This window comes from Agrobacterium deltaense RV3 (genome assembly GCF_900013505.1).
Lineage (GTDB): Bacteria > Pseudomonadota > Alphaproteobacteria > Rhizobiales > Rhizobiaceae > Agrobacterium > Agrobacterium leguminum.
The window spans coordinates 2,826,792-2,844,226 of sequence record NZ_LT009745.1 but is presented as its reverse complement, the minus strand read 5'-3'; the positions used below and the strand labels follow the sequence as shown (position 1 = coordinate 2,844,226).

The 17,435-nt window shown below is 56.4% G+C and carries 17 protein-coding genes; 11 read left to right on the top strand and 6 right to left on the bottom strand.

Features of this window, described 5'->3' with window-relative positions; genetic code table 11:
- Nucleotides 1-79: 79 nt before the first annotated feature.
- The 5 genes from dnaQ to AGR7B_RS14190 are packed head-to-tail and all read right to left on the bottom strand — an operon-like array spanning nucleotide 80 to nucleotide 3,684.
- Nucleotides 80-778 carry a DNA polymerase III subunit epsilon gene (gene dnaQ / locus AGR7B_RS14210; protein WP_065656821.1) on the bottom strand — a complete coding sequence of 233 codons (699 nt, stop codon included), beginning with the start codon at nucleotides 776-778 and terminating at the stop codon, nucleotides 80-82.
- The gene (coaE, locus tag AGR7B_RS14205; protein ID WP_078052267.1) at nucleotides 771-1,379 is read right to left on the bottom strand and encodes a dephospho-CoA kinase; all 609 of its coding nucleotides are present in this window, start codon (nucleotides 1,377-1,379) and stop codon (nucleotides 771-773) included. Before coaE ends, dnaQ begins: the two co-directional genes overlap by 8 nt.
- The gene (locus tag AGR7B_RS14200) at nucleotides 1,379-2,239 is read right to left on the bottom strand and encodes a shikimate dehydrogenase (protein ID WP_078052268.1); all 861 of its coding nucleotides are present in this window, start codon (nucleotides 2,237-2,239) and stop codon (nucleotides 1,379-1,381) included. The genes coaE and AGR7B_RS14200 overlap by 1 nt, the downstream gene beginning before the upstream one ends.
- The gene (locus tag AGR7B_RS14195; RefSeq protein WP_078052269.1) at nucleotides 2,232-2,831 is read right to left on the bottom strand and encodes a Maf-like protein; all 600 of its coding nucleotides are present in this window, start codon (nucleotides 2,829-2,831) and stop codon (nucleotides 2,232-2,234) included. Before AGR7B_RS14195 ends, AGR7B_RS14200 begins: the two co-directional genes overlap by 8 nt.
- Nucleotides 2,832-2,862: 31 nt before the next feature.
- Nucleotides 2,863-3,684, bottom strand: a complete 822-nt coding sequence (locus tag AGR7B_RS14190) for a pyruvate, water dikinase regulatory protein (RefSeq protein ID WP_003521149.1) — start codon at nucleotides 3,682-3,684, stop codon at nucleotides 2,863-2,865.
- 408 nt (nucleotides 3,685-4,092) lie between these two features.
- Between AGR7B_RS14190 and hemE the strand changes: the two genes are divergently transcribed.
- The 8 genes from hemE to AGR7B_RS14150 all read left to right on the top strand — a co-directional run bounded on the left by hemE (nucleotide 4,093) and on the right by AGR7B_RS14150 (nucleotide 12,841).
- Nucleotides 4,093-5,127 (top strand): uroporphyrinogen decarboxylase, encoded by a 1,035-nt coding sequence (gene hemE / locus AGR7B_RS14185; RefSeq protein ID WP_078052270.1) that lies wholly within the window; start codon nucleotides 4,093-4,095, stop codon nucleotides 5,125-5,127.
- Complete coding sequence (gene hemJ / locus AGR7B_RS14180; RefSeq protein WP_162934141.1) at nucleotides 5,124-5,669, top strand: protoporphyrinogen oxidase HemJ; 546 nt, start codon at nucleotides 5,124-5,126, stop codon at nucleotides 5,667-5,669. The genes hemE and hemJ overlap by 4 nt, the downstream gene beginning before the upstream one ends.
- A gap of 186 nt (nucleotides 5,670-5,855) precedes the next feature.
- On the top strand, nucleotides 5,856-7,121 hold the full coding sequence (gene rho, locus AGR7B_RS14175; RefSeq protein WP_004444236.1) for a transcription termination factor Rho: 1,266 nt from the start codon (nucleotides 5,856-5,858) through the stop codon (nucleotides 7,119-7,121).
- Between the two features lie 86 nt (nucleotides 7,122-7,207).
- Complete coding sequence (gene mnmE / locus AGR7B_RS14170; protein ID WP_162934140.1) at nucleotides 7,208-8,539, top strand: tRNA uridine-5-carboxymethylaminomethyl(34) synthesis GTPase MnmE; 1,332 nt, start codon at nucleotides 7,208-7,210, stop codon at nucleotides 8,537-8,539.
- A gap of 63 nt (nucleotides 8,540-8,602) precedes the next feature.
- Nucleotides 8,603-10,486: a tRNA uridine-5-carboxymethylaminomethyl(34) synthesis enzyme MnmG gene (gene mnmG, locus AGR7B_RS14165; RefSeq protein WP_080856907.1), complete on the top strand. Its 1,884-nt coding sequence runs from the start codon at nucleotides 8,603-8,605 to the stop codon at nucleotides 10,484-10,486.
- Between the two features lie 11 nt (nucleotides 10,487-10,497).
- A complete protein-coding gene (gene rsmG, locus AGR7B_RS14160; protein WP_080856906.1) occupies nucleotides 10,498-11,115 on the top strand; it encodes a 16S rRNA (guanine(527)-N(7))-methyltransferase RsmG in 618 nt (205 codons plus the stop codon).
- A gap of 19 nt (nucleotides 11,116-11,134) precedes the next feature.
- The gene (locus AGR7B_RS14155) at nucleotides 11,135-11,929 is read left to right on the top strand and encodes a ParA family protein (protein ID WP_003521142.1); all 795 of its coding nucleotides are present in this window, start codon (nucleotides 11,135-11,137) and stop codon (nucleotides 11,927-11,929) included.
- 30 nt (nucleotides 11,930-11,959) lie between these two features.
- Entirely contained in the window at nucleotides 11,960-12,841 is an 882-nt protein-coding gene (locus AGR7B_RS14150; protein WP_080856905.1) for a ParB/RepB/Spo0J family partition protein, read from the top strand.
- A gap of 61 nt (nucleotides 12,842-12,902) precedes the next feature.
- Here AGR7B_RS14150 and AGR7B_RS14145 read toward each other — a convergent pair whose 3' ends face one another.
- On the bottom strand, nucleotides 12,903-13,115 hold the full coding sequence (locus tag AGR7B_RS14145; RefSeq protein ID WP_080852934.1) for a DUF1674 domain-containing protein: 213 nt from the start codon (nucleotides 13,113-13,115) through the stop codon (nucleotides 12,903-12,905).
- Between the two features lie 116 nt (nucleotides 13,116-13,231).
- Here AGR7B_RS14145 and htpX point away from each other — a divergent pair, with 116 nt between their 5' ends.
- The 3 genes from htpX (at nucleotide 13,232) to AGR7B_RS14130 (ending at nucleotide 17,372) form a co-directional block, all read left to right on the top strand.
- Nucleotides 13,232-14,197 carry a zinc metalloprotease HtpX gene (gene htpX, locus AGR7B_RS14140; RefSeq protein ID WP_080856904.1) on the top strand — a complete coding sequence of 322 codons (966 nt, stop codon included), beginning with the start codon at nucleotides 13,232-13,234 and terminating at the stop codon, nucleotides 14,195-14,197.
- Complete coding sequence (locus tag AGR7B_RS14135) at nucleotides 14,194-15,579, top strand: RsmB/NOP family class I SAM-dependent RNA methyltransferase (protein ID WP_080856903.1); 1,386 nt, start codon at nucleotides 14,194-14,196, stop codon at nucleotides 15,577-15,579. Before htpX ends, AGR7B_RS14135 begins: the two co-directional genes overlap by 4 nt.
- A 125-nt stretch (nucleotides 15,580-15,704) precedes the next feature.
- On the top strand, nucleotides 15,705-17,372 hold the full coding sequence (locus AGR7B_RS14130) for a heparinase II/III family protein (RefSeq protein WP_162934161.1): 1,668 nt from the start codon (nucleotides 15,705-15,707) through the stop codon (nucleotides 17,370-17,372).
- Nucleotides 17,373-17,435: the final 63 nt, after the last annotated feature.

Below are 17,435 nucleotides of genomic sequence, written 5' to 3'. Positions count from 1 at the left end.
ATTCAGACAAAACAAAACCCGGGTTCATGCCCGGGTTTTTCTTTGACGGCATGCACCGTTTCCGGTGCCTGGACAGGCATCAATTCTGGTAACGGTTCCAAATCGCCTTGTCACCCATGCCGAGAACGAGTTTGCCATGGGCCGCGACCGTTTCCGCATCCAGCCTCGAGGGCAAAGCCCGCGGCCTTTGCAGTGGCTCAAGCGCAACGTCTTCCTCGACGATGATGGTTTCCTGCTTGGCGGCGGAACCGAAACCGAGCGCCGTCTGGCGCCCGCCGATCATTTCAATATAAACTTCGGCGAGCAGCTCGGAGTCGAGAAGAGCGCCGTGCTTGGTACGGTGGGAATTGTCGATACCGTAACGACGGCAAAGTGCGTCCAGCGAGTTCGGTCCCATGGGGTGCTTGCGACGGGCGAGCGAAAGCGTATCCGTCACCAGATCGGCGGCAACTGGCTCAATGCCGAGACGGGCGAATTCCGCGTTGATGAAGCCCATATCGAATGTGGCGTTATGCGCCACCCAGCGCGCGCCCTCGAAGAAGTCGCGAATCTGGTCGACGACCTCGGCGAATTTGGGTTTATCCTTCAGAAACTCGTCGGTAATCCCGTGAACGGCAAGTGCGTCGGGGTGAACCTTGCGATCTTCCGGGCTGATGTAGAGATGCAGCGTGCGGCCGGTGGGAAAGTGATTGATCAGCTCGATGCCGCCAATTTCAATCACGCGGTCCAGCTTCGATTCAAGGCCCGTGGTTTCCGTATCGAAAATGATCTCACGCATTCATCTCTCCGGGGCGCGACTGAGCGGCCAGTTTCTGCAGAATCTGTCTTACCTGATCCCGTGCCGCTTCGACACCATTTCCGGAATCGACGATAAAATCGGCACGCCGGCGCTTTTCGGCGTCGGGCATCTGCCGGGCGAGGATCATTTCGAATTTCTCTTCCGTCATTCCAGGTCGGGATAAAACCCGCTCTCGCTGAATCTCCGGCGCGCAACTGACGACAACGACTTTATCGACCCGGCTTTCCGCCCCGGTTTCGAACAGCAGCGGAATATCGAGGAGGGCGAATTGCCGATCCTCTGTCCTCGCCTGCGCCAGAAACGCCTCCTGCGTTGCGCGCACCAGCGGATGCACGATCTCTTCCAGTCTGCTGAAATTAGCCGGATTCTGCCGCAAGATCTCACCGAGTTTCTGCCTGTCCACCGCACCGGAAACGGTGGTGCCCGGAAAGGCCGCTTCGATCAGCGGGGCGGCTTCCGCCCGGTAAAGCCCGTGCACGACCTCATCCGAATCGAGAACCGGAACTCCTTCCCCGGCAAACAGCTTCGCCGTCGTCGTTTTTCCCATTCCAATCGAGCCGGTGAGACCGATGACGATCATCAATGTTTCTCCATATCCTCGATGATGAGCGAACGCAGGGCCTCATCGACTTCCGGCGTTTTGCCGAACCATCGCTTGAAACCGGGTTTAGCCTGATGAAGCAGCATGCCGAGCCCATCGACGGTTGCGACGCCCTGCTCTTCCGCCATTCTCAGGATCGGTGTTTTCAACGGCACATAGACGATATCGGTTACGACGGCCTGATCTGCCAGCGGCGAAAAATCAATATGTGGCGCTTCCGTTCCATCCATGCCGAGCGACGTCGTATTCACGAAAATCCCGGCACCCTGCATGACCTCATGAAGCGCTGCCTGGGGATGGGCAAAAACCCGCGACCCAAAACGGTCGGCCAGTTGGCGCGCCCGTTCGACGGTACGGTTGAGGACGTGGATTTCGGCGATGCCGCGATCACGCAGCGACTGAATGACCGCCCGACTAGCGCCGCCGGCACCCATAACCACTGCCCGCTCTGTCCTGTCCCAGCCCGGATGCCGCTCATCGAGATTGGAGACGAAACCATAACCATCCGTATTGGTAGCGTGAAGCTCACCCTCCTCCATCCAGACAGTGTTGGCGGCGCCGAGTTCTTCCGCCAGAGCATCTGGTCTGTCTGCCAGCCGATAAGCCGCTTCCTTATGGGGAATGGTGACATTGCCGCCGACGGCCGTGCCCGGCTTGCCCTGCTTCAGCGTTGCAATGAAATTCGCGAAATCGTCCGGAGGAATTTCCACGGCCTTATACGAACCGGCAATGCCGAATTTCTTCAGCCAGTAGGAATGGATAATAGGCGATCGCGAATGCTTGATCGGATAGCCGACAACGAAGGCGTTTATGGTTAATGTTTCACGTGAATCAGCCATCGATGACATCCATGTCGCGCAGTTTCGATAAAAGCGGCAGAAGCGGCAGACCCAGAATCGTGAAATAATCGCCCTCAATCGAGGTGAATAGCTGGATTCCCTCTCCTTCGAGCTGATACGCGCCGACGCTGCTCAGGGCCTTTTCTCCCACCCGTTGCAGGTGGCGGGAGACAAATTCGGTGCTCAAGGTCCGGACGGTCAACTCGGCGCTGGAAACGATCTGCCATACCACCTCACCATGTCGGACGAGAACGGCAGCGCTGTTCAGGCGATGAACCTTGCCGGACAATGACAGCAGATGCGCTTCGGCCTCCGCCATGGTTTTCGGCTTGTGATAAACGCGGGTGCCGAGTGCCATGGTCTGGTCGCAGCCGAGAACCAGTGCTTCTGGATAAAGCGCGCCAACCGCAAGAGCCTTGGCCCTGGCGAGTTCCAGCGCAACCTCTTCCGGACTGGCGCCGTCTCGTTCCAGCTGTTCATCGAGCGCACGTTCGTCAATATCCGCGGGGATGGCCGAAAATGTCAGCCCCGCATTGCGCATCAGCATCTGGCGGGATGCGCTGGACGAGGCGAGAATCAATTCTTGTTGCATCGACTGTCTGCTCCGAATGGTGCGATTCGGATTATCGTGTCCTCGAACGAAGGGCAAGGATCGCCGCCGCCGTTTCCTCGATGGAGCGGCGCGTGACATCGATCAGCGGCCAATTGTTGCGGGCGCAGAGCGCTCGCGCATATTTCAGCTCTTCCATAATGGTGGCGCGGTCCGTGTAGCGGCCGCTGTCAAATCCACCCGTCGCGCCGAGTTCCCGGTTTTCACGCACCTGCGATATCCGGTCGGATGTCGCGACCAGCCCGACGATCAGCGGTCGCGTGGCCGCATAGAGGCTGTCGGGTAAAGGCACATTGGGAACGACCGGTATATTGGCGGTCTTTATTCCCCTGTTGGCGAGATAGATGCTGGTCGGTGTTTTGGAGGTGCGGCTGATGCCGATGATGACGATATCAGCCTCGTCATAGGTTTCGGGCATTTGCCCATCGTCGTGATCCATGGCGAAATTGAGCGCCTCGATCCGGGCAAAATAATCTGCATTCAAGGCATGTTGCGCGCCCACGCGCCGCCTGGACGGCGCACCCAAATAGGTCTGGAAGATGCCGATAATGGGTTCAAGGACATTTACGCAGGGCACCCCGATCGCATGGCACCGCAGATCCAAAAACTCTGCCAGCTGCTGGTCGACGATCGTATAGAGAACAATGCCCGGTTCCTTGTCGATGAGGTCGACGACCTGTGCGAGCTGTTTCTGGTTTCGAATCATCGGATAGACATGTTCCACCGGCATGGAAGCGTGGAACTGTGCCGAAACGGCCCGACCGGCCGACATCAGAGTCTCTCCCGTTGAGTCCGAAATCAGGTGCAGATGGAAGAAGCTTTTTTTGTTCTCCACGCTGTTTTTCTCCCGCTGTTGATAAACCGGGACAAATCTCCGAATTGTCCTGCGGGTCGAACCGCGACGTGAATAAGGTGGTGTTTTTCCACAATCCGCAAGTAGCTTCAATCGTCTCCGACGTGCTTGTGAATTGTTGGAAGAATGTGAAACCATTCAAAATTTTCCCCAGATTATCCACAGTTGTCCTGTTTTTCTGGTTCGTCATAAATAACTGAAATTATTTATAAAATTTCTATTCTCCCGATTATTCCAAAGCAAGCGGATCGATAACATCGACAGGCGCGCTTGAAACTTTGTGACTGCGGCATTTCGACTGGAATGATTTTAATCCTTGCTACCCACAGACTCTAAGAAATAGAAAATCTTTTAAATCTCTTTGATTTTATTTTTTAGAAGCTGGGTGCCATGAGCGAACGCAAGGTTATGACGGTGTTGAACGGGCAGACGGTCACACCGCCGCCCATATGGCTGATGCGACAGGCTGGGCGTTATCTTCCCGAGTACAGGGAAACGCGTAAGAGCGCCGGTAGTTTCCTCGATCTCTGTTATAATCCCGAACTGGCGACGGAGGTTACTCTCCAACCCATTCGCCGGTTCGGGCTGGATGCCGCCATTCTCTTTTCCGATATTCTGGTGATACCGGATGCGCTTCACCGCAACGTGTCTTTCAGCGAGGGAAAAGGTCCGGCCATGGACCCGATCGATGTCAGCGGTATCGAGAAGCTGGATGCCACAAATGTCATGGCGCATCTTTCTCCCGTTTTCGAAACCGTTTCCCGTCTGCGCACCTCTTTGCCCAATGAAACGACGCTTCTCGGTTTTTGCGGCGCGCCGTGGACGGTTGCGACTTATATGATCGCGGGACACGGAACGCCGGATCAGGCCCCGGCGCGACTATTCGGTTATCAGGAGCCGGTGGCCATGGAAAAGCTGCTGGCTTTCCTCGCCGACGTTTCCGCCGATTATCTGGTCGCGCAGATCGATGCAGGCGCGGATGCGGTTCAAATCTTCGATTCCTGGGCCGGCGTGCTCGGTGAGAAGGAATTTGAGGATTATGCGATAAAACCCGTTGCCCGCATTATCGCATCGGTGCGCGCCCGTCGGCCTTCGGCAAAAATCATCGCCTTCGCCAAGGGGGCTGGTTATCTTCTCAAGGATTATCGTCGCAAGACGGGCGCCGACGCAATCGGGCTCGACTGGTCGGTGCCGCTGAGCTTTGCCAGGGACTTGCAGAAGGAAGGGCCCGTGCAGGGCAATCTCGACCCCATGCTGATGGTGGCAGGAGGGAAGGCGTTACAGGATGGTATAGATGCCGTGCTGCAGGCTCTTGCACAGGGTCCGCTGATATTCAATCTCGGCCATGGCATCACCCCGCAGGCTGACCCGGAAAACGTCACCCGGCTGGTGCAGAGGGTGCGTGCCGGCGGAGCCGGGGCATGAGCGGCGAAAAACAGACCTCCGCTCGTTCCGGAAACCGGGCGGCTTTGCGCGCCGGCATCGCGCTCGGTGTCTTTGCTGCCTTCGTCGCCCTGTTATTTTATGCCGATCCGGCCGATCTCTATCTCTGGATCAAGGCGCTGCATATTATCGCCGTTATTTCCTGGATGGCGGCGATTTTTTACCTGCCGCGGCTCTTCATCTACCACACCGATGCACCCGCCGGTTCGCAGCAATCCGAAACCTTCAAAGTGATGGAACAGCGGCTGATCAAGGTGATCATGAACCCGGCGATGATGATATCCTGGATATTGGGACTTTATCTCGCCTGGTCGGTTTATGGTTTTTCCGGTGGCTGGCTGCATGCAAAGATCGCGCTGGTGGTGCTTCTGACTGTGACCCATGTTTATTTCACGCGCAGCGCAAAACGTTTCACGCGGGATGAAAATACGCGGCCTGCCCGTCACTGGCGGTTGATGAACGAGGTTCCGACGGTGCTGATGATCCTCATCGTCATACTTGTGGTTGTGAAACCCTTCGGTTAAGACGTTGCGACGATAAATTTCGCGGAATTCGTGCTTTCCTCTTGCAGCGGCCGTGTTCAATCGCTATTTTCGGGCCACTCATCTTCGTGGCATGTGAATTATTCAGTCATCTGCGGTATCTCCCACAGCATCTGATTCGCGAACACGCCCTCCCCCGACATTACATTATCAAACGGTCTTCTCTTCATGGCTGAAATGAAGCTTCAGGAACTTAAGAGCAAATCGCCTACCGACTTGCTGACTTTTGCCGAATCCCTGGAAGTTGAAAATGCGAGCACCATGCGCAAGCAGGAGCTCATGTTCGCAATCCTTAAGGTTCTCGCGAGCCAGGACATCGAAATCATCGGCGAGGGCGTCGTTGAAGTCCTGCAGGACGGTTTCGGGTTCCTGCGATCCGCAAATGCAAACTATCTGCCCGGTCCGGACGATATCTATATCTCGCCGTCGCAGATCCGCCGCTTCTCGCTGAAGACCGGCGATACAGTCGAAGGCCCGATCCGCGGCCCCAAGGAAGGCGAACGTTATTTCGCGCTCCTCAAGGTCAATACGATCAATTTCGACGATCCGGAAAAGATCCGCCACAAGGTTCACTTCGACAATCTGACGCCGCTTTATCCGAATGAGCGCTTCAAGATGGAACTGGATGTTCCGACCTCGAAGGACCTGTCGTCGCGTGTGATCGATCTCGTCGCACCACTCGGCAAGGGTCAGCGCGGATTGATCGTCGCGCCGCCACGCACCGGTAAGACCGTTCTGCTTCAAAACATCGCCCATTCCATCACGGCAAACCATCCGGAATGCTACCTGATCGTTCTCCTGATCGATGAGCGTCCGGAAGAAGTGACCGACATGCAGCGTTCGGTGAAGGGTGAGGTTGTGTCCTCTACCTTCGATGAACCGGCCGTTCGTCACGTGCAGGTCGCCGAGATGGTGATCGAAAAGGCGAAGCGCCTGGTCGAACATGGTCGTGACGTCGTCATCCTGCTCGATTCCATCACGCGCCTCGGCCGTGCCTACAACACGGTTGTTCCCTCCTCCGGTAAGGTTCTGACGGGTGGTGTGGATGCCAACGCGCTGCAGCGCCCGAAGCGCTTCTTCGGCGCCGCTCGCAACATTGAAGAAGGCGGTTCGCTGACCATTATCGCGACTGCGCTGATCGATACCGGCAGCCGTATGGATGAAGTCATCTTCGAAGAATTCAAGGGTACCGGTAACTCGGAAATCGTGCTCGACCGCAAGGTTGCCGATAAGCGCATCTTCCCGGCACTCGATATTCTGAAATCCGGTACGCGCAAAGAAGACCTGCTGGTGCCGCGTCAGGATCTGCAGAAGATTTTCGTTCTTCGCCGTATTCTCGCGCCGATGGGCACGATGGACGCCATCGAATTCCTGATCGACAAGCTGAAGCAGACCAAGAATAATTCGGATTTCTTCGAATCGATGAATACCTGATCCGAACTTTAGCCGGATTCATCATAAGAGCATTAAAGCCGTATCCGTTTATTCGGATGCGGCTTGACTGTTTTAGACCGAGGTGAATGATGCCAGCTTCCGCCGATACGATCTATGCGCTTTCCAGCGGTGCTCTGCCGGCCGGTGTGGCTGTTATCAGGATCAGCGGCTCCAAGGCTTTCGATGCCTTGGAGATGTTGACGGGCCGGGAACTTCCTTCACCACGAAAGGCGAGGCTCTGCTCGATTCGGAATCGAAACGATGAGATCATCGACCAAGCGCTGGTAATCGTCTTTCCGGCTCCAAATTCTTTCACGGGTGAGCATTGTGTTGAAATTCATAGCCATGGCAGTCGCGCGGTCATGGCTTCGATTTTTGCCGAGCTTGAAAATCTCGAAGGACTTCGGCCTGCCGATGCCGGTGAGTTCTCCCGTAGGGCCTTCGAGAATGGGAAGATGGATCTCCTTGAGGTCGAAGGCCTCGCCGATCTATTGCAGGCTGAAACCGAAATGCAGCGGCGGTTGGCGGTGGAACAGAGCAGTGGCAAATTGTCGGCGCTCTATGATGGCTGGGCCAGCCGCTTGACGCGCGCTCGCGCGCTCATCGAAGCGGAACTGGATTTTGCCGACGAGGAGGATGTTCCGGATTCCGTGGCGGCTCAGGTTTGGGAAGCCATGGCGCTTCTCCAAAAGGAAATCCGGGATCATCTCCAGGGTGGCGAAAGCGGAGAAATCATTCGCGACGGGTTCAAGGTCGCGCTCGTCGGTGAACCGAATGCGGGCAAATCCACTCTTTTGAACGCTCTTAGCGGCCGCGATGTTGCGATCGTTACCGATATTGCCGGCACGACGAGAGATGTCTTGAGCGTTGACATCAATCTGGAAGGATATCTCGTCCGGATATTCGATACGGCAGGAATACGGGAAACACAGGATATCGTGGAGCTCGAAGGTGTACGTCGCGCGGTTCTGACCGCGGAAACAGCAGATCTTATTCTGCTGCTGCAGGATAATGATTCGTTTCCGAAACAAAATTTCGAATCATTCAAGAACCAGAGCTACTTGCGAGTTAGAACGAAAACAGCGCTTCATTCCCCTGTCTTGGATGATGGATTTGATTTGTCTATCTCAGCAAAGGAAGGAATAGGCCTGAGCGAACTGCGTTCGATGCTGAAGCAGGAGATAGAAAAACGCGTCGGTGCGGGCCAGACCTTGGTTCCGGCGCGCGCCAGACATAAAAAACGACTTGAAGAGACGCTGAACTATGTTAGTGATGCGCTCGATTCCGAGGCCCTGGACCTTGCGATAAGGTCGGAATATTTAAGACTCGCGGCGACATCGCTCGGACGGATCACCGGCCGCGTTGATGTAGAAGATTTGCTAAGCGTGATCTTCTCGGAATTCTGCATAGGAAAATGATTCACGTGAAACATCGGCGGCCGAGGCGGCGATGTCGATGCTGAGAGAACAGGGCGCAGGGATATGCACCAGTCATTCGATGTCGTTGTTATTGGCGGTGGCCACGCGGGCAGCGAAGCCGCGGCGGCTGCTGCGAGGCATGGTGCAAAAACCGCCCTTGTTACCCACAAGCGTGAGACGATCGGCGTCATGTCCTGCAATCCTGCCATCGGCGGTCTGGGAAAGGGACACCTCGTTCGGGAAATCGACGCGCTGGATGGCTTGATGGGTCGGGTTGCCGATGCAGCGGGCATACAATTCCGCATGCTCAATCGCAAAAAGGGACCGGCCGTCCGTGGTCCGCGCACGCAGGCCGACCGGCGGCTTTATCGCGAAGCCATGCAACGCGAAATCGATGCGATTGAAAACCTGACCATTATTGAAGGCGATGCTTTCGATATTGAGATGGCAGATGATCGCGTGGCAGCCGTTATCATGAAGAACGGTAGCCGGATTCCTTGTGGCGCGGTTGTGCTGACGAGCGGTACCTTCCTGCGCGGTCTCATTCATATCGGTTCCGAAAAGATTCCGGCGGGACGTGTGGGAGAAATGCCGTCTGTCGGCCTCTCGGACACGCTCTCGAGGCTGGGTCTCGTTATGGGTCGCCTGAAAACCGGCACCCCTGCGCGACTGGACGGACGCACGATTGACTGGAATGCGGTGGATCGGCAGGCCGCCGATGAGGATCCTGTCCCATTTTCCTTTATGACGGATCGTATTCTCAATCCGCAAATAGAATGTGGTGTAACTCGCACCGCCCCGGCTAGCCACAAGATCATTCAGGACAACATTCATCTGTCGGCGATGTATTCTGGACAGATCGAAGGGGTCGGTCCGCGTTATTGCCCGTCGATTGAGGATAAGATCACCCGGTTCGGTGAACGGGACGGTCACCAGATATTCCTCGAGCCGGAAGGTCTGGACGATCACACCATTTACCCAAACGGTATATCGACGTCCCTTCCCGCTTCCGTTCAGGAGCAATTTATCCGAACGATACCGGGCCTTGAACAGGTGACGATCCTGCAGCCGGGTTATGCGATCGAATATGACTACGTCGATCCGCGTGAGCTGAAGCCGTCGCTGGAATGCCGCAAGATTCCGGGATTGTTTCTGGCCGGTCAGATTAATGGCACGACGGGTTATGAAGAAGCGGGCGCTCAGGGTCTCGTTGCCGGCTTGAATGCATCGCTTTATGCGGGCAATGCCGATCCTATCTATTTTAGCCGAACCGAGTCTTATATCGGGGTCATGATTGATGACCTGACGTCGAAAGGTGTCAGCGAACCCTACCGCATGTTTACATCCCGAGCCGAGTATCGTCTTTCGCTGCGCGTAGACAATGCGGATCTGCGGCTTACACCAATCGGTCAGATGGCTGGCATTATCGGCCGTGAACGGCAGGAACGCTTTGCAAACTTCATTTCCGATCTGGATCGCGGTCGAGAGCTGATGAAGGCGATTTCCATCAGCCCGTCCCAGGCGGCGAAGCAGGGGTTGAAACTTAATCAGGACGGCCAACGCCGGTCTGTTTATGAATTGCTGGCCTATCCGGATATGACTCTCGAAGTCCTTACCGCACATTGGCCGGAATTGGGCGCTATTGACGGAAAAGTTGCCGAGGTTTTGCAGATCGAGGCGAGTTATGCGGTCTATATGCAGAGACAGAGCGCCGATATCATCGATATCAAGCGGGACGAAGACAGAAAAATCCCGGATGATTTTGATTTTAAGAGTTTGTCCGGCCTCTCCAATGAGCTTAAACAAAAGCTGGAAAAAGCCCGTCCTGAGAATATTGCCCAGGCAGCTCGTGTTGACGGCATGACGCCGGCTGCGATATCGCTGCTGCTCGCACTTCTGCGGAAGGATTCCGCAACGCGAAGTGAAAAATTACGCATGCACCAATAGCGAGTCGGATTATGACGATAAACGGCCAGAGTGTTTCACGTGAAACACAGGAAAGGCTCGAGCATTTTGTCGAGCTTTTTAAGAAGTGGAACAGAACCACAAATCTGGTAGCGCCTTCCACTCTGGCCGAGCTTTGGAACCGGCACGTGGGCGACAGCGCGCAGATATTCCAGCTCTCTCCTCAGCCAAAAAAGTGGATTGATCTTGGAAGCGGCGGCGGATTTCCCGGGGTCGTCACCGCGATTTTTCTGGCGGAGCTTGGCGAAGGTTGGGTTGATCTGGTCGAAAGCAACAATAAAAAGGCGGCATTCTTGCGAATTGCACTGAAGGAAACGGGTGCAAGAGGTGCAGTCCACCCCGTCAGGATCGAGAAAGCACCGGAAATCATCAAAAATTGCGAGGCCGTTTCAGCGCGCGCGCTCGCCGAGCTGGATCTGCTTTTCGATTATATTCATCCCTGGGCGCAGAATAACCCAAATCTCAAGGCCTATTTTAATAAAGGCCGGGATTATGATTCTGAAGTGCAGAAAGCACATGGTCGCTGGGAGTTTGATCTGGTAAAACATCAGAGTGCCATTGAGGCAGATTCTGTTGTTCTTGAAATCAGCAACCTCGCTTTGAGGCGCTGATAAGCTGGCCAGGTGCGGCATGACTTTGGAAAAAAACCGAATTATCGCAGTTGCAAACCAGAAAGGCGGTGTTGGTAAAACAACAACCGCCATTAATCTGGCGACCGCGCTGGCGGCTATTGGCGAGCGCGTGCTGATCGTGGATCTGGACCCGCAGGGTAATGCGAGTACCGGGCTTGGAATCGACCGCAAGGAGCGCAAGCTTTCGTCCTACGATCTTCTGGTTGGAGATCATGGGGTAGCGGAAGTTGCTGTTCCTACCGCCGTTCCCAATCTCGACATCGTACCCTCCACAATGGATTTGCTCGGTTTCGAGATGCAGGTTGCGAATGTTTCCAACCGCGTTTTCTTGCTGCGTGCGGCCATGGAGACGCAGGAAGCCAGAGGCTATTCCTATATTCTCGTCGACTGCCCCCCTTCTTTCAATCTTTTGACGATGAATGCCATGACGGCCGCACATTCCGTGCTCGTGCCGTTGCAATGTGAGTTCTTTGCACTGGAGGGCCTAAGCCAGTTGCTGGATACGGTCAGTCAGATTCGTGGATCGGTGAACCCGCAACTCGACATACAGGGCATTGTTCTTACGATGTTCGATGCGCGCAATAATCTTGCACAGCAGGTGGTTTCGGATGTGCGCACGCATCTGGGCGAAAAGGTTTACCACACCCTCATTCCACGCAATGTGCGTGTTTCCGAAGCGCCGTCCTATGGTAAACCGGCAATTCTCTATGATCTGAAATGTGCCGGCAGCCAGGCCTATCTGCAACTGGCGTCCGAAGTGATTCAGAGAGAGCGTCTGCGTAAAGCCGCCTGACGTTTGCCGGAATGTATGGAGTAATATCTTATGAGTGATGATCTTTCCAAGCGTCGGCTGGGGCGCGGTCTTGCCGCATTGATCGGAGAAATGGACCAGCCTGTGCCCGTGGGTGAGCCCCAGCGCGCTGTTAACGCCGATCGTACCATTCCCATCGAATTCATCGCTCGCAGCCAGAGGAACCCGCGGCGTCATTTCGATGAGAACGAGCTGCAGGATCTTGCTGCCTCCATTCGTCAGCATGGAATTGTTCAGCCTGTGGTCGTAAGAACGGTTGAAGTCAACCGATACGAGATTATTGCGGGCGAGAGGCGCTGGCGTGCGGCGCAGCTGGCGGGCTTTACCGATGTTCCCGTCATCGTTCGCGATGTGGATGATCGCACGGCGCTGGAACTGGCAATTGTCGAAAACGTACAGCGTTCCGACCTCAATCCGCTTGAAGAAGCTATGGGGTATGAGCAGCTGATCGCCGAACACGGCTATACGCAGAATGATCTCGGCGAAATCATCGGCAAGAGCCGAAGCCACGTTGCCAACAGCCTGCGGCTTTTGAAGCTTCCCGATCCGGTACGGGATATGCTGGCGGATGGCTCGCTTTCCGCAGGTCATGCCCGCGCGCTTGTTTCCACCTCCGATCCGGCGACGCTCGCGAAAACAATCGTATCCAAGGGACTTTCGGTGCGTGACGCCGAGCGCCTGGCGCAGAACGATATCAGATCGCAGGGCGATGTTGCGGAGAAGCGACCTGCGGCGGAAAAGGATTCCGATACGATCGCGCTCGAACGCAGCCTGTCCGATGCTCTCGGGCTGGATGTGAAGATCAGCCACAAGGGCGGATCAGGGCAAATCCGTATCGGTTACCGCACATTGGAACAGCTTGAAGCGGTATGCCGGCTTCTGGAGCAAAAATAAATAACTATTTGTTTTAAAATATAAAATACCCGCCTTTGGCGGGTATTTTTATTTGTGGCGCTCAAAAATCGATGGCCCGGCCTTTTATTTCGTAATCGCCGAAACGCACGGGTTCCGCGCCGCCCCGGCCGCCGGTTTCCGGCGGCAGCTGGAGATCGGCCTGTTGCCTGCGCCGTTCTTCCGCTTCTTTCAACGCTCGCTGCGCCGCCGGTGAAAGTCGCTTTACACTTTCCGCGCCACTGTCTGTGGCGTTGTCATTATCCGCATTCTGCATGAAATCCTCCCTATGACGGGATATTGAAATACGTTTGCCGCTCACCAGATTATATAATCCGAGGGGCTTTATAAACCCCGGAATATTCCCGGTGAGTGACGAGGAGAGTTTAACGGATGAACATGATGCGCACGGCAATGCTTCTGGCCTTCATGACCGCATTGTTCATGGGTGTCGGTTTTCTGATTGGCGGCAAGGGCGGCATGATGATTGCCCTGGTCATCGCGGCCGGTATGAATATTTTTTCCTACTGGAACTCTGACAAGATGGTTCTCTCCGCCTATCATGCGCGGGAGATCGACGAGGCGAATGCGCTCGAATTTTTTCACATGATCCGCGACCTGTCGCAGAATGCCGGTCTGCCGATGCCGAAGGTTTATATTTACGATAGCCCGCAACCCAATGCCTTCGCGACCGGGCGGAATCCGCAGAATGCCGCTGTTGCCGCTTCGACAGGACTGCTGGAGCGTCTCACGCCCGAGGAAGTGGCCGGTGTCATGGCGCATGAGCTTGCGCATGTGCAGAACCGGGACACGCTGACCATGACAATTACCGCCACGCTGGCCGGCGCCATCTCCATGCTCGGCAATTTTGCCTTCTTCTTCGGCGGCAACCGGGAGAACAACAATAATCCGCTCGGATTTATCGGCGTGCTGGTCGCGATGATCGTGGCGCCGCTGGCAGCGATGCTGGTGCAGATGGCGATCAGCCGCACGCGGGAATATTCCGCTGACCGGCGCGGCGCGGAAATCTGCGGCAATCCGCTCTGGCTTGCTTCCGCCTTGCAGAAGATTTCGGGCATGGCGCAGCGCATCCACAATGACGATGCCGAGCGTAACCCGGCAACGGCGCATATGTTCATCATCAATCCGCTTTCCGGCGAGCGCATGGACAATCTCTTCTCCACCCATCCGAATACGGAAAACCGCGTGGCCGCGCTGCATGCCATGGCACAGGAGTTTTCCCCGCGAGGATCGACGCCGCCGCCATCGGGTGATAGACCTCTGCGCAAATCAGGCTCCGTTCCCAAAACAGGCTGGGGACGCGGCAATGAAAACGAGCGCAAGGGGCCGTGGTCTTGACATCCGATATTCAGAATAAGCCGGCGCGGTCCAGAAAACCGAGACCAGCAAATGGGAGGGGCCGTGAAGACGGCCCTTCGTCTTTCCACGACAAGCCGGGTCTCGCCGCGCGCATCGCCGCGACCCGCATTCTGGCGGCCGTTCTGGAAAAGAAGACCTCGCTGGATGGGATGCTCGATAGCGAAAACGGCAATCCCGTCTATCGAGCCCTGTCGCTTGCGGACCGGGCGCTGGTGAGAGCCATCGTCAACAGCGCGCTTCGGCACCTCCCGCGGATTGAAACGGCATTGTCGATGCTGCTGGATGGGCCGCTGCCGCAGGGCGCGCGTTCGCTGCATCACGTTCTCGTCGTCGGTGCGGCGCAGATGCTTTACCTCGATGTGCCGGATCATTCCGCTGTCGATCTCGCCGTGGAGCAAGCTCACCGCGATCCGCGCAACCGGCGTTTCGTCAAACTGGTGAACGCCGTTCTTCGACGGCTCGGTCGTGAAAAAGCGGATATCGAGAAGGCTGTCGTCGGCGTTCCGGTACTGCCGGACTGGTTCCATGCGCGGCTTGTTTCCGCTTACGGCAATGAGGTTGCGCAAAGGATTTCGGAGGCGCAGCTGACACCCTCCTCAATTGATCTGACGATCAAGGCTGATCCTGCTCTCTGGGCGGAAAAACTGGGCGGTACGCTCATGCCGAATGGCAGCGTGCGCCTGGGTGAATTCGAGGGGCAGATCCCGTCGCTTGAAGGCTTCGCTGAAGGTGCGTGGTGGGTGCAGGATCTCGCCGCCAGCATGCCGGTTCGGCTTATGGGCGACATAGCGGGTAAACGTGTCGCAGATCTCTGTGCTGCTCCGGGTGGCAAGACCGCGCAGCTTGCACTGGCGGGCGCCAATGTGACGGCGCTGGATCAGTCCGGTAACCGTCTTCGTCGCCTCAGGGAAAATCTCGACCGGCTTGGACTCCGCGCCGAAACGGTGGAAGCCAATATGCTGAAGTACCAGCCGGAACAGCTTTTTGACGCGGTCCTCCTCGACGCGCCCTGTTCTTCCACCGGGACACTTCGCAAACATCCCGATGTCTGCTGGACCAAGGATGAGAACGACATTGCCAAACTCGCTGCCCTTCAGGGCCAGATGCTGCGGCATGCGCTGACGCTTGTTGGCCCCGGCGGCCTGGTGGTCTTCTCCAATTGCTCGCTCGATCCTTCCGAAGGAGAAGCGATGATTGCCGAGGTTCTGGCGGAAAATCCGGGTGTGGAGCGTGTTGCCGTCCGCCGCGAGGATTGGCCCGGAATGGAAGCGGCTATCAGCCCCGATGGCGATCTTCGCACGACACCGGACATGTTCGGCGGCGTCGATGGGTTTTTTAGCAGTGTCTTGCGTAAGAAGTAGAAAAAAGCCAAGCTTTCGCGAATCATTAGATATTTATCGAAAACGTTCCGGTCGTCGCGGTTCACTGATAAAAACAAAACATGTGAAACGGGAAACACAGCTTGTTAGGGTCCTTTGCAGGCAGCATGAATGCCGCCGGTCTTCTGTCGCGGATGGCGTATCGTCATCTGTGTGTCGGCCTCACCCCTTTGCGCCTGCATGTGTCGCGATTTGCCACCCGTGCGCCAGATGGTCTGGTGGCGGCGCCGACCGATCTCAGAGCCATCGATCCCTATTTCGCCGAGGAACTGTTGCGGGGCCGCATCGCGCTGGCCGGGCGTGTCGTCGAAACCGGCGGAGCTTCGCCATTTCAGGTGGAATATCCCTCGGCGGTCTTTGAAGAACGGCTGCATGCATTCAGTTGGCTAAGGCATATTCGCTCCGATAAATCGAGCGAGGCCTGCAAACGGGCGCGTCGTATCGTTGCGGAATGGATGGTGCTTCATGGCAAACGGCTTGCAGGCACTGCCTGGTCGCCGGAAATCGCCGCGCAAAGGCTGATTGCCTGGCTTTCGCACTCTCCCGTGGTTTTATACGAGGCCGATGCCGGTTTTTATCGCCGGTTCCTGAAAAGCCTCGCCTTTCACGTGCGCTATCTCGAAAGAATCGTCCGACACGCGCCCGATGGCGAAGCGCGGCTGAGGATCAGGATTGCCTTGGCCATGGCTTCCATCGCCATGCCAACGCGTCTTTCGCGGATCACGCGGAATGGAATGAAGCTGGCTCAGGAAATGGAACGCCAGATTCTGCCCGATGGCGGGCATGTTTCCCGCAATCCACGCGTCATGCTGGACCTGCTGCTCGATCTCCTGCCGCTTCGGCAAAGTTATATCAATCTGGGCCATGATCTGCCATCCGGCCTGGTGCCGGCGATAGACCGCATGTTCCCGGCGATCCGGTTCTTCCGGCATCAGGGCGGCGATCTCGCGCTGTTCAACGGCGCTACGGCGACGCTCGCCAATGAGCTTGTTTCCGTGCTGCGCTATGATGAAACGGCCGGCCGGCCCTCCAAGGTTCTGCCGGACGTGAACTACCACCGGCTTGCGACGGACGATACGGTCATCATCGTGGATACGGGCTATCCCGGCTCGGCGGAGCTTTCACGCAATGCCCATTCGGGTTGCCTGTCTTTCGAAATGTCCTGTGGCAAGAACCGCTTCATCGTCAATTCCGGCTTTCCACGAAACGCCGCGCCGGAATATCAGCGGGCCAGCCGTTCCACGGCGGCGCATTCCACCGTCACGCTTGCGGATACATCATCGTGCAGACTGTCACGCTCGCGGCTGCTTGGTCCGATCATGGTATCGGGCGTCAGCCACGTCGACAGCCGGCGTGGAACGGATGCGAACGGCAATGACATCCTGTGGGCGTCTCATGACGGCTATTTGCAGAATTTCGGCTGCCACCATGAGCGGGAAATAGAATTGAATGCGGCCGGCACCAAGATAAAGGGTCGCGATCTGCTTCGGGCCGATGCGAGTGCGGTAAAAACGCAATTGCAGTCGGTCACGGCGGTTTCACGTTTCCATATTCATCCCCACATTCAGATACACCAGCGGGATGAGGAGTCCGCCTATCTGGAGGCAGCGGATGGAACCGTCTGGCTGTTTTCCGCACCGGGGCTGGAGCTTTTCGTCACCGAGGATGTCTTCATGGCCGATGCGTCCGGTATGCGCCCGTCGCAGCAGATCGAACTCCCCTTCAATCTCGCAAATACGCGGGAAATCCGCTGGCTCATCGAACGCCAGGCTTAGACAATTTCCGGCGGTGCCGGTCAAAAACCACCATAGTTTTCACCGTTCGGCATCCCCGCTGTT

Bases quoted from the DNA above. Each gene is read 5' to 3' on its own strand.
- rho (WP_004444236.1), top strand. From the start codon at position 5,856: ATGGCTGAAATGAAGCTTCAGGAACTTAAGAGCAAATCGCCTACCGAC.
- hemE (WP_078052270.1), top strand. From the start codon at position 4,093: ATGAGCGAACGCAAGGTTATGACGGTGTTGAACGGGCAGACGGTCACA.
- AGR7B_RS14130 (WP_162934161.1), top strand. From the start codon at position 15,705: ATGAATGCCGCCGGTCTTCTGTCGCGGATGGCGTATCGTCATCTGTGT.
- AGR7B_RS14195 (WP_078052269.1), bottom strand. From the start codon at position 2,831: ATGCAACAAGAATTGATTCTCGCCTCGTCCAGCGCATCCCGCCAGATG.
- AGR7B_RS14150 (WP_080856905.1), top strand. From the start codon at position 11,960: ATGAGTGATGATCTTTCCAAGCGTCGGCTGGGGCGCGGTCTTGCCGCA.
- hemJ (WP_162934141.1), top strand. From the start codon at position 5,124: ATGAGCGGCGAAAAACAGACCTCCGCTCGTTCCGGAAACCGGGCGGCT.
- dnaQ (WP_065656821.1), bottom strand. From the start codon at position 778: ATGCGTGAGATCATTTTCGATACGGAAACCACGGGCCTTGAATCGAAG.
- rsmG (WP_080856906.1), top strand. From the start codon at position 10,498: ATGACGATAAACGGCCAGAGTGTTTCACGTGAAACACAGGAAAGGCTC.
- coaE (WP_078052267.1), bottom strand. From the start codon at position 1,379: ATGATCGTCATCGGTCTCACCGGCTCGATTGGAATGGGAAAAACGACG.
- mnmE (WP_162934140.1), top strand. From the start codon at position 7,208: ATGATGCCAGCTTCCGCCGATACGATCTATGCGCTTTCCAGCGGTGCT.
- htpX (WP_080856904.1), top strand. From the start codon at position 13,232: ATGAACATGATGCGCACGGCAATGCTTCTGGCCTTCATGACCGCATTG.
- AGR7B_RS14155 (WP_003521142.1), top strand. From the start codon at position 11,135: ATGACTTTGGAAAAAAACCGAATTATCGCAGTTGCAAACCAGAAAGGC.
- AGR7B_RS14145 (WP_080852934.1), bottom strand. From the start codon at position 13,115: ATGCAGAATGCGGATAATGACAACGCCACAGACAGTGGCGCGGAAAGT.
- AGR7B_RS14200 (WP_078052268.1), bottom strand. From the start codon at position 2,239: ATGGCTGATTCACGTGAAACATTAACCATAAACGCCTTCGTTGTCGGC.
- mnmG (WP_080856907.1), top strand. From the start codon at position 8,603: ATGCACCAGTCATTCGATGTCGTTGTTATTGGCGGTGGCCACGCGGGC.